General features: G+C 50.1%; 14 protein-coding genes. 9 read left to right on the top strand and 5 right to left on the bottom strand.

What is annotated here, in order from left to right; translation table 11 throughout:
* Positions 1–123: 123 nt before the first annotated feature.
* The 5 genes from AAF564_23625 to AAF564_23605 all read left to right on the top strand — a co-directional run bounded on the left by AAF564_23625 (position 124) and on the right by AAF564_23605 (position 3,274).
* Positions 124–672: a dihydrofolate reductase family protein gene (locus tag AAF564_23625; GenBank protein ID MEM8488558.1), complete on the top strand. Its 549-nt coding sequence runs from the start codon at positions 124–126 to the stop codon at positions 670–672.
* Positions 673–697: 25 nt separating this feature from the next.
* On the top strand, positions 698–1,408 hold the full coding sequence (locus tag AAF564_23620) for a penicillin-insensitive murein endopeptidase (GenBank protein MEM8488557.1): 711 nt from the start codon (positions 698–700) through the stop codon (positions 1,406–1,408).
* Between the two features lie 42 nt (positions 1,409–1,450).
* Entirely contained in the window at positions 1,451–1,810 is a 360-nt protein-coding gene (locus AAF564_23615; GenBank protein ID MEM8488556.1) for a hypothetical protein, read from the top strand.
* A 98-nt stretch (positions 1,811–1,908) separates the two neighbouring features.
* Positions 1,909–2,724: a hypothetical protein gene (locus tag AAF564_23610; protein MEM8488555.1), complete on the top strand. Its 816-nt coding sequence runs from the start codon at positions 1,909–1,911 to the stop codon at positions 2,722–2,724.
* The gene (locus AAF564_23605; GenBank protein MEM8488554.1) at positions 2,717–3,274 is read left to right on the top strand and encodes a DUF3592 domain-containing protein; all 558 of its coding nucleotides are present in this window, start codon (positions 2,717–2,719) and stop codon (positions 3,272–3,274) included. Before AAF564_23610 ends, AAF564_23605 begins: the two co-directional genes overlap by 8 nt.
* A gap of 142 nt (positions 3,275–3,416) precedes the next feature.
* On the opposite strand, the gene AAF564_23600 is transcribed toward AAF564_23605, so the two are convergent.
* On the bottom strand, positions 3,417–4,601 hold the full coding sequence (locus tag AAF564_23600; protein MEM8488553.1) for a T9SS type A sorting domain-containing protein: 1,185 nt from the start codon (positions 4,599–4,601) through the stop codon (positions 3,417–3,419).
* 182 nt (positions 4,602–4,783) lie between these two features.
* Here AAF564_23600 and AAF564_23595 point away from each other — a divergent pair, with 182 nt between their 5' ends.
* Positions 4,784–5,131 (top strand): nucleoside triphosphate pyrophosphohydrolase family protein, encoded by a 348-nt coding sequence (locus AAF564_23595; GenBank protein ID MEM8488552.1) that lies wholly within the window; start codon positions 4,784–4,786, stop codon positions 5,129–5,131.
* A gap of 21 nt (positions 5,132–5,152) precedes the next feature.
* Here AAF564_23595 and AAF564_23590 read toward each other — a convergent pair whose 3' ends face one another.
* The 3 genes from AAF564_23590 to AAF564_23580 all read right to left on the bottom strand — a co-directional run bounded on the left by AAF564_23590 (position 5,153) and on the right by AAF564_23580 (position 7,023).
* Positions 5,153–5,668, bottom strand: a complete 516-nt coding sequence (locus AAF564_23590) for a GNAT family N-acetyltransferase (GenBank protein MEM8488551.1) — start codon at positions 5,666–5,668, stop codon at positions 5,153–5,155.
* A gap of 82 nt (positions 5,669–5,750) precedes the next feature.
* Positions 5,751–6,551 carry an MOSC N-terminal beta barrel domain-containing protein gene (locus tag AAF564_23585; GenBank protein MEM8488550.1) on the bottom strand — a complete coding sequence of 267 codons (801 nt, stop codon included), beginning with the start codon at positions 6,549–6,551 and terminating at the stop codon, positions 5,751–5,753.
* An 85-nt stretch (positions 6,552–6,636) separates the two neighbouring features.
* Positions 6,637–7,023 carry a hypothetical protein gene (locus AAF564_23580; protein MEM8488549.1) on the bottom strand — a complete coding sequence of 129 codons (387 nt, stop codon included), beginning with the start codon at positions 7,021–7,023 and terminating at the stop codon, positions 6,637–6,639.
* A 222-nt stretch (positions 7,024–7,245) separates the two neighbouring features.
* On the opposite strand from AAF564_23580, the gene AAF564_23575 reads away from it, so the two are divergent.
* Entirely contained in the window at positions 7,246–7,659 is a 414-nt protein-coding gene (locus AAF564_23575; GenBank protein MEM8488548.1) for a hypothetical protein, read from the top strand.
* Positions 7,660–7,700: 41 nt separating this feature from the next.
* On the opposite strand, the gene AAF564_23570 is transcribed toward AAF564_23575, so the two are convergent.
* On the bottom strand, positions 7,701–8,009 hold the full coding sequence (locus AAF564_23570) for an acylphosphatase (protein ID MEM8488547.1): 309 nt from the start codon (positions 8,007–8,009) through the stop codon (positions 7,701–7,703).
* Positions 8,010–8,222: 213 nt separating this feature from the next.
* Between AAF564_23570 and AAF564_23565 the strand changes: the two genes are divergently transcribed.
* Together AAF564_23565 and AAF564_23560 are read left to right on the top strand one after the other, a co-directional pair.
* The gene (locus AAF564_23565; GenBank protein ID MEM8488546.1) at positions 8,223–8,561 is read left to right on the top strand and encodes a hypothetical protein; all 339 of its coding nucleotides are present in this window, start codon (positions 8,223–8,225) and stop codon (positions 8,559–8,561) included.
* Between the two features lie 307 nt (positions 8,562–8,868).
* The coding region (locus AAF564_23560; GenBank protein MEM8488545.1) for an NAD-dependent epimerase/dehydratase family protein at positions 8,869–9,838 on the top strand (970 nt) is incomplete at its 3' end.

The raw sequence follows: 9,838 nt of genomic DNA, 5'->3' as shown, positions 1-9,838 counted from the left end.
GCGTGGCCAAGGCTTGCAAACGGTGATCTTGAAATGTACACCCGTCCCCTTGATATTGACGCCCTGCTCAATACATTGTCCATCTAACCTGTTACACCTTCATCCGACCAACACGCTGCGCATATGACGCCCAAAGCCTCTGTTTTTATCGCAACCAGCCTCGATGGGTATATCGCCCGGCCCGATGGCAACATCGACTGGCTCAACGAAGCCAATGACCTCGTACCGGAAGGAGAAGACTGTGGCTACGCCGCGTTTATGGCAACCATAGATGCGCTCGTGATGGGGCGCAATACGTTTGACAAGGTACTCTCGTTTGGTATGTGGCCTTACGGTGATACACCCGTATACGTACTCAGCAGCCGGCCCCTCGACAAACCCGCGCATGTGCCGGATACCGTCGATCATCTATCGGGAAGCCCGGCAGCATTGATGCAACAGTTTGCCAGTAAAGGGCTCAATCATCTATATATTGATGGCGGCGCAACGGTACAACAATTCCTCCGGGCCGGACTACTAGATGAGATAATACTGACGCTTATCCCCGTAGTGCTGGGATCAGGCATTTCGCTGTTTGGCGAGTTGCCGGCTGACGTGCATTTAGAATGCCTGGATGTAAAGCAGTTCGACTTCGGCTTTGTTCAACTAAAATATGCTGTGCGTAAGTTGTGATACACAGGGTAAAAACGCAACAAATATGAATCGTTGGCTTTATGCTGGGCTATTGCTTTTCGTGCTGATCCTGGTAGAACTCTACTACGGCAATGATATCCTGCGGCGTTTTCAAAGTGACGCCCAAAGCATCAGCCATGGCTCAACCAGCAACGGGTCCCTGGAAAACGGAAAGCGCCTTCCAACAAGTGGACCGAATTTCACCTCTTATGCGCGGCTGGGCGCACTATTGGGCAGGACAGCCGTCCACCATCAAGTACAGCATGCCATACTGGATGCATTTGCCATATTGCATACCAATCATCCAGAACTGCGCTATATGATTGGAGAAACGGGTAAAGTCAACGGAGGTCCATTTCCGCCCCACAGGACACATCAAAATGGTTTGTCAGTCGATTTTATGGTACCTGTGAGAGATCAGCACGGCGACGTAACCTCTTTTCCAGCTTCACCCTTCAATAAGTTTGGCTACAATATAGAATTTGACAATGCCGGCGAGCACGGCACTTATGTCATCGATTTTGAAGCCCTTGCCCTACATCTCACCGCGCTCCGCATAGCTGCAGCAAAACACAACCTGGCCATCGACCGCGTAATCTTTGATCCGGCGCTACAGCCGTTGTTATTCGCTGCGCCATCAGGCAAAGTCCTGCGTAACACCCTTCCCTTCTCCAGCCGGCAAGCCTGGGTCCGGCACGACGAACATTATCATGTGGATTTCAGGCTCATCGATTAATTTTATTCACCTAGCTACTCTACCAAGTGAAACACACTAGAAATGACTACCTTTCTATCGCTTGACAAATGGATCACCAATCCGCCAGAAATAAGTACCTCGACCAAATTACTCCGGCTTATACTTGAAGAAGCTCAACGCCGGCATCCTCAATTCAATATAGATGTATCCTTGGCAGATCGACGGCCTGGCCACGACGAATACCCGGAGGCAGACCCTGCATACGCGGTAATAGAAGTCTTACAATGGCGAAAAATTGTTCATACGGTACAAGACCCCCATACGGAATTCCCACTGTCTGAAGCCCTGCGCTTGACAAATGTAGGACGCGAAGTAGGCAATCCATGGTATAATATGCTTTATGCGATTCTCGTGAGGAACACTGCAATACGGGATCACTAATTTCTGCTGAGAAAGTAATTTCCCCAGGCATGTCTCATTTCCCCTTCCCTTTACGCCATTAGAAAGACAACCCACTCAAAATCTTTCTTTTAGGCCCAATGGAAATCAGTACTGAATCAGATAAGTCTATTTATCGTCTGCTTGACGAATGGTTTGGTGCGCAGGGGTTCGAGGTCACCGCATCTGGCAAACTCATTAGCAGCCGGCGCTGGACGGGCGCGTTGCATGGCCGAACGGTAACCGTATCATGCGGCCCCCGTGCTAAAACCAAATACTACGGTGAAGATGTATCCCGCCGCCATTATGACGGACACGAGCTTACCATTGAAATCCCAACTACGCGGTTTACACGCATCACCGCCGTGCCTGGCAACGCACCTTCTTTTGGTGGGATAGAGCGATTTTTACTCAAGCGCATGCAAATGCAGCACTTCGATCCGGCAGATGAAGTGTATGATCACCTGAAGATTCACGTGCACGATCCTGCCTGGGCCGCCGGTTACCTGGTTCAACCTGCTGTTAAAGCCCAAATCAGCCAGGTAATACCTGTTGATGAACAATCAATTTCGTTTAACTTACAGCCCGAAATGCTGTATTTCAGGATGCGGCGCAACCTGAATGCACTGACACCAAACCGTATGGAAAAGCGGCTCAGGGCTTTGTGTCAGCTCGCTGACCTGGCAGATGCCATGCCGGCTCCGGTGAAGCCGGCGCGGCGCACCCGGTTTGAAATCATGCTCGCTGAAAATCCGGTTAAAGCTGTATTATTGTTAATTGGCGGCCTGATGGGGCTATGTGTCCTCGTGGTCGTCACGCTCATCGCCGTTGTACTGCTGGGACTGCAAGATCTCTGGATTTATGGCGTGCTCATTGCCGTTACCATTTGGCTCATCAAAAGAAAGAAAAATGGATAACCCCCAAAAGACGCCCCTGACCCCGGCACAGCTTCGCCGGCAGAAAATAACCGGCTATGTCATCATCGGCATTGGCCTCGCCCTCTTTGGCTTTGGCGTCATCTTTGTCCAGGAAGCCCGGGAAAGCGTTAGCTGGCCCATTGTGGAGGGCACTGTGCAAAACGTGTCGGTCAAACGGTACATTGACAACCAAAAGCGCAGGCGCACAAACGTTCAGGGGACCACCCAATATTACTACGCAATCAACTACCGGTACACCATCGACGGTACGTCGCACAGCGGATCCCAGTTTTCGCTAGGTGAAGGCGACCGCGCGAGCAAGCTCTACGGCGATATGCCCGAGACCCGTGCCGCTGGCGCAGCAGCCTATCCGTCAGGGAGCAAAATCTCCATTCACGTTAACCCTGACAATCCAGCGCGAGCTGTACTTTCAACAGGCGCCAATTGGGGCACGTATGTACCCGGCATTATCGGGTTGCTTATGCTGGGGCTTGGCGCCGTGTTGGTACGCAAGACAGAGGCACACCCCGTGGTAGTTGAAGCGGACTGAAGGCAGCGTGCGGCAGTGTTCGCTCTTGGATATTCCATCGGCATTCGACAATCGGCATTCGACAATCGGCATTCGACAATCGGCATTCGACAATCGGCATTCGACAATCGGCATTCGACAATCGGCATTCGGCATTCGGCTATCAAAACAACAGCAGCTTCCGAGACAACACCACATCCTCCGACCTTAGCCGGTACACATAAACCCCGGCGCCCAGTGCGTTGCCTTGCGCGTCTTTGCCATCCCAAAACAAGACCTGGGTACCACCGGGTTGGAAGCCACGCAGCAACGACGCAACACGCCGGCCACGCAAGTCAAATACCTCAACAGCGATATGCGCCCCGCCTTCAGGCAAGGTATAGCTGATGTTGACCGATCCGCGGAACGGATTTGGGTAGCTCGGGGCAAGCACAAACCCCTGCGATACAGCTGGGCTTTCGGTTGATACGCTTGCTGTTTCTTTCGGGTCAAACGCGATACTACGCGGCACCATCAATCCGCCTTCAGTAATGGTACGGAGGTAGTTGCCATCCGCATCAAATTCAACCATCAGGTCGTCGCTAAAAGACGTAGAAAACATGTGTCCATTTTCATCGAAAGCTACACCTTGAGGCGCACGTAAATCGGGGTGTGTAATTTCTCCCAGCACCGTCCCTGAAGTATCAAACTTGATGATGTTGTTTGACCCACCGCCTGAGACATAGAGCACGTCGTTGTTGTCTCGCGCAATGCTCATGGGGCTCGAGAGTCCGCCGGCGGTAAAGGATTTGATAAAGACTTCGTCGGGACTGAATTTCAGGATAGTGGACGTAAGCGCACTGGAAACGTAGATATACCCTTCAGAATCAAACGCTACGCAATTGGTACCGTTGAGGCCCATTTCGGAGAAAGAACGCAGGTATTCGCCATCCATGCTAAATACAACGACCTGATCGTTGTTGTAACTACCTACATAGAGTTCATTGGCCGGGGATATAGCCATGCCTGTTGGCCCATCCAGTTCAGCATGGGTAAACTTGCGCTGCATCGCATCCTGCTTGTCAAACGCATAGATCTCATCCGAATTCTGGCTCGCGACAAAAATCTGCCCACCAGGACCGAAGACTACACCACGGCTCCCGGAAAGTCCTGCAGCGGTAAAGGAATGCGAAAACACACCCGAAGAATCATAGACGGCGATGGTACCATTGCCATAACTCGAAACATAGATATTGCCGGTATTCAATGGGGGGAGCCGGGGTACAGCCGGCCGGTTTATTGCCCAAAGGGTTGCAAGAAGAACTGTTAGACCAAGAAGTTGAACAACGCGTTTGATTGATGCTTGCATGTTGGTAAAGAATTGAAAGGCTCCAGAAGAAATGGGGAAACACACGTGCCTGTGTTGGATACATTTAACATCAAAGATACAGGCAATTACAGCCGTTGTCAGTGATGTAAGTCACACAACGGTTTACCCTAAATTACTGGCCGGCTTTTCAGTTTCATTTTCTAAGCAAAACCTAAAAATTTATGCAGCCCAACACCTACCAGCAACTCGCTTCGCGTACCCTCACAGCAAAACCAGAAAAACCATTGGATGACAACGAGTCTATGCTGGTCTGGAATGCACTTGGTCTACTCGGTGAAGCAGGTGAAGTGGGTGAACATATCAAAAAAGCCGTATTTCACCGCCATGAACTCGACCCGCAAAAGCTTAAAAAAGAGCTTGGCGATGTGTTGTGGTACCTGGCTGCGCTATGTACCAACCTCGGCCTCAAACTGGAAGATGTGATGGAAGCCAACATTGAAAAACTGGCAGAACGTTATCCCGATGGATTCTCCTCTGAAGCCAGCCTGAACCGTTCTGCTTCGTCATAACAAGGACAACATCAGATGGCATTACAATCGTTTACCCATGGCACACCGCATCCAGTCTACGGTGTTTTCGGCAATTTCTGTTCTCAGCATGGCAGAAAGGTCCATACCCATCTGCGTAGTCGTTAGATCGTGAAACCCGAGCCGGCGGTAAAACGGACCATTCCACGGCACAGTACAAAAGGTTGTCAAGGTTAACATGGCATGCTGTTGCGCCCTCGCCCATGCTTCAACCTGGTGAATCAGGCGCCGGCCTATTCCTTGCCGGCCATGATCTGGATGTACGTCAATTTCGAACAGGTGCGCATTGTCGTCCACTGTGCCAGCCAATGCAAATCCAATCACCTTGTTTGCCCCATTTTCAGCTACCCAAAGCCGTGATTCACGGACGCCCTGTTGGACCGTTGCTGGCGATAAATGGTCCAGCGGACCGGTCAGCGGTGGAAAGCCAGCCGTAAGAAATAAAGCACTCGCAGCAACTTCCACCTCAATAATTGCCGCTTCATCCTCAGGAAATGCCAATCTGGTCGTATATAGCATGGAACAACCCAGTTTAACTCTAGTCAGCTCCAAAACTCCTCACTCCAAAACTCCTCACTCAAAACTCCTCACTCAAAACTCCTCACTCAAAACTCACCCCCTCCCCAACAACAATTTCCCCAGCCCCAAGCGGCACCAGGTGAACACCAAACCCAACGCCCCCTTTGGGAAGCCGGCGGTACGTTGCAAGGGTACGCAGTGGCTCCTGCCGTTTGTGCGGCACATACGTTTCGGGATCAATGGTTGTAAATACACAGCGTTCGCAGCGCTGACTTACGCGAAAGGGAATGCCATTTATTTCTACGTGTTGCCATGTATCTTCAGCAAACGCATCACATCCTTTGACGACAATATTCGGACGAAAGTGTTGCATGGACACCGGAGCGTCAAGCCGGCTATTCAAATCTGCAAGTGAAGCTTCGGAAATGAGCAAAATAGGGCATTGATCAGCGTAACTTACTTCGTCATTGGGTTCTCCCCCATGCCGCTCCAGCACGGGCCGACGAATCGTGTCATCCATAAAAACCAACCGACAAGGCCTTCCCAGATACGCTGAAAGCCAGGCATCTACATCTTCTGTGCTCCCTTTCCCGGTTGTTTCTCTATCAAATACCCCAACACGCTGTGCCTCTCCAATGCCCTGCCCCAAACGTATGGCCTCCCGGGTTTTGGTATCAATTAACACGACACTCCCCTCCTCAATTGCAGCCTTGAGTCCGAGTAAATGCGGCGCTTCTCGGGCCGTGATTATCTGCCCATCAGGATCCACAATAGCATAACGACGATCGTGGTCCAACCCTCTTGCACCTACAGCGCTACGCGTCAACGATAGGCCAGTAGTAGATTTGACGGGATAAATGTGCAACGATGAGACGGTTATCATGGCAGTTGTTTTGGTTGCAATCAGCGCAAACCTTATTCACAACTGCACCTTGTGTTTCCTGCCAGTTGCAGGATGCGAAGTTCAATTAGATAAGTTTTCCTTCCAGCCACTCAAGTGCCTTTTCCCGATCATAGAATACTTTCATGTTCCAATCCACTTCTTCGTGAAAAGACTGTAAGTACTTGGATGCGATGTCTGTAAACCTGGTTGTCAAAACAACAGCCATGGCATGCAGGTTGTCCATTTCGGAAAAATACGATTCGGCCTCATCAGTGTAAGAATACGCACTGCGCTCGTTTAGCAACAGCCCGTATTTGCCCGGCATCAACATATCCATCACGTCTTCGCACTCGATGGCCATCTGCAGATCGACCTTTACGTCTTCGTTGATAAATATCTCAGCAAGATTGGCATTGATCATCTTGATCTTTCCAAACTGAAATTTGGTCTCGGGATTTATGAGATCTTGCATATCGGCTGCCACCATTGGAAATGTATATTCTTTACGGGTATCGGCAGTCTGTGGCAAAACCAAAGCGCAAGGTAGAAGAAATGGCTAAACAAACCTGCTTTGGGTGCGTTCTAATTTTTCGTGTAAAGTATTGTTTTTACCTTGCATCCGGCAAAAAGGAATTCGATCTTTAGCATAGGCTTACAGATACACCACAACATTGCAGCAAGCCCACATTAACCCATGAAACGCATTTTCCTCACCTGTTTTCTCATGCTTGGCCTGACCGGGTGTGACCTTTTTAATTTGAGTGATGAGACCGACCTGCTTACAGGTCGCTGGACCAGCAATGTGGTCCCGCAGGCCGGCAACTGCTGTCATCTCGACCTTACCCTTGACAGTAACAAAGGCGATGTGCTTGGTTCTGGTACAATTTCAACACCTGGACAACGTGTTGGCGCAAGCGATGAGTTTGCCGTCGAGGTCACAGGATCTATTATTGAAGAGCGTATTAGTCTCACCCTCAATAGCGAATATAACCCCGGTACCATTGAAGGCAGTGTCCTGCGCAACCACAACGGAAACGACATTGTGATTCAAGTGAACTTCAGTGGATTTGGGTATTCCGGGCGCGACATCATCCTGTTCCCCCGCTAAATCCTGCACCCCGCTACCGCGTAGGGAATTTTTCCGCCACCCTACCGGCGATACAATCCTACCTCAAAGGTCTTGTACCGCCCTGTTGGCTTCAGTGGCGAAACTACAATTTTTTCCACGCGCGCCAACGATGGCCCCTGTTTGATCAGGTGCAACATTTGTTTGACCCGTTCGCTTGATCCTTCAATATGGGCCTTAACAGCACCATCAGGCAGATTTGCCACTTCTCCTTTTAGGCCCAGTAACATGGCATGCCGGCGCGTAAATGCACGGAAACCAACGCCTTGAACGCGTCCTTTTACGAGCACGGAAACCGCTTTCTGAAATTCCTGAGGTGCATTAGTCGGCATAATTATGCTTTTTTGGATGAAACAAAAGCCGATCCAGGTCTAACTACAATGTAGCAAATACTTACCCGAAATGGATACTAAAGACTGAGACTGCCCGGCGCATTTGAATGCGCCAATGGAGATGCAGCGACGAGCAAAAGGTGCCTTTCGTAGAGCCCGTCTACTGTGTAGGTTCTGTCAAGACACTAAAAAATGTTCAATCTGTCAAGTTCTATGTTTGGACTAATTGAAAGGTGGGCGGCACTGGAACCACAGTGGTGCCGTCTAGGCGAGCAAAAGATCAGTTTTGGACCGAAAGGTGACGATGATTGGATCGAATGGGATTGGGAATTCCTGCCCTGGCGAGAATCTGGTTCACTTCAAATGGCTGTCATTGAAGCCATTGACGCCCGCAACTGGTCTTGGACGCGCAACAGCGACGGGACGATTACCGTTGGTAGCCCTGCCGCGCTGCATAGTATCATCATCTCAGGGAGGAATTTCACGCTAGACCTACTCAATGCCTACGTTCAACGTCTGGAAATGGAGGTAAACCTGCTCACAACGGAATAGGCATACGTTTCTCCCTCAACACTTGCTCACTTACTTTGGCATATTGGATTTTATCCAGTATGCCTTTTTTGTTTTGTATATTGCCGAGCCACCACCAAAACTGGCCTAAACAGGAAAAGGGGCCACCACGTAGTGATAGCCCCCTATTCCCATGATCAGTACTGCAAGCACCCTTTTGTGTCGTGTATCACAGTTCTGTTACAGCAAATTATAATTTTTTTTCGGTTTCTGGCATTTTTTTGCTCTAAAGTCCGTTTTTAGGCCAAATAAGTCGATTTTACGTACAACTTTTTATGAATAAAGTGTCATGAAACCTGTAATTACAGGATCAAACGGCTTCATTGGGTCGATGCTGCGCAATAAACTTGTCGCCGAAGGTGCCGACGTCCGCTGCCTCGTACGCTCCCATCCTGGCAGCCAAACCCGATCCGAGGGATACACCAGTTTTGGTATCAACTACGCTGACGAAGATAGTCTCGTATCATCTGGTGCGCTCAATGACGCAACCCATGTATTTCACGTTGCCGGCGTAACCAAAGCACTAACGCTGAACGGGTTCAGGCAGGGCAACGTGCTACCAACCCGGAATCTTATAAACGCCTTGCAACGGGTTAATCCTGGCTTGCAGCGTTTTATCCTTATTTCCTCCCAGGCAGCTGCCGGCCCTGCGGCCTCTACCCAAAACCCCAAAACCGAAGCTGAAAGCCCTGTTCCAGCAGAGGATTACGGGCTCTCAAAACTGGAAGCTGAACAATTACTCACCCAGGCTTCCCTGCCTTTTCCCTATACCATCATTCGCCCCGCTGCCGTATACGGGCCGCGGGATGTCGATTTCCTCGCCCTTTTTAAACAATTGAAAAACGGACTGGGAATTTATCCGGGCAACCGCAAAAGCTATGTATCCACCATCTATGTAGATGACCTGGTAAACGGCATCCTCGATGCTGCCCAACACAGCCAGGCTACAGACAAAACGTATTTCCTCACCAATGAAGTTGCGGTATCCTGGGAGCAAATCTACAAACATATTGCGGATATCTGGTCGAGCCGGCTGTTTGAGATTAATCTCCCAATTGGCATTATTGCTGCAGTAGCTAAACTGGGCGACCTGTATTCCAAAGTAACAGGGAAGGTCACAGTTCTGAACAGCAAGAAAATTGACCTCGCCCGTCCGAAATACTGGGTTTGCTCGTCGGAACAGGCCGCCCACGATTTCGGATTTAAGCCACAAATGGCCCTGGCTGCCGGCTTAAAAGAAACTTTTGACTGGTACAAAG

The organism is Bacteroidota bacterium (assembly GCA_039111535.1).
In the GTDB taxonomy this organism is placed as follows: domain Bacteria; phylum Bacteroidota; class Rhodothermia; order Rhodothermales; family JAHQVL01; genus JBCCIM01.
This window is presented reverse-complemented; position numbering and strand designations above follow the sequence as displayed.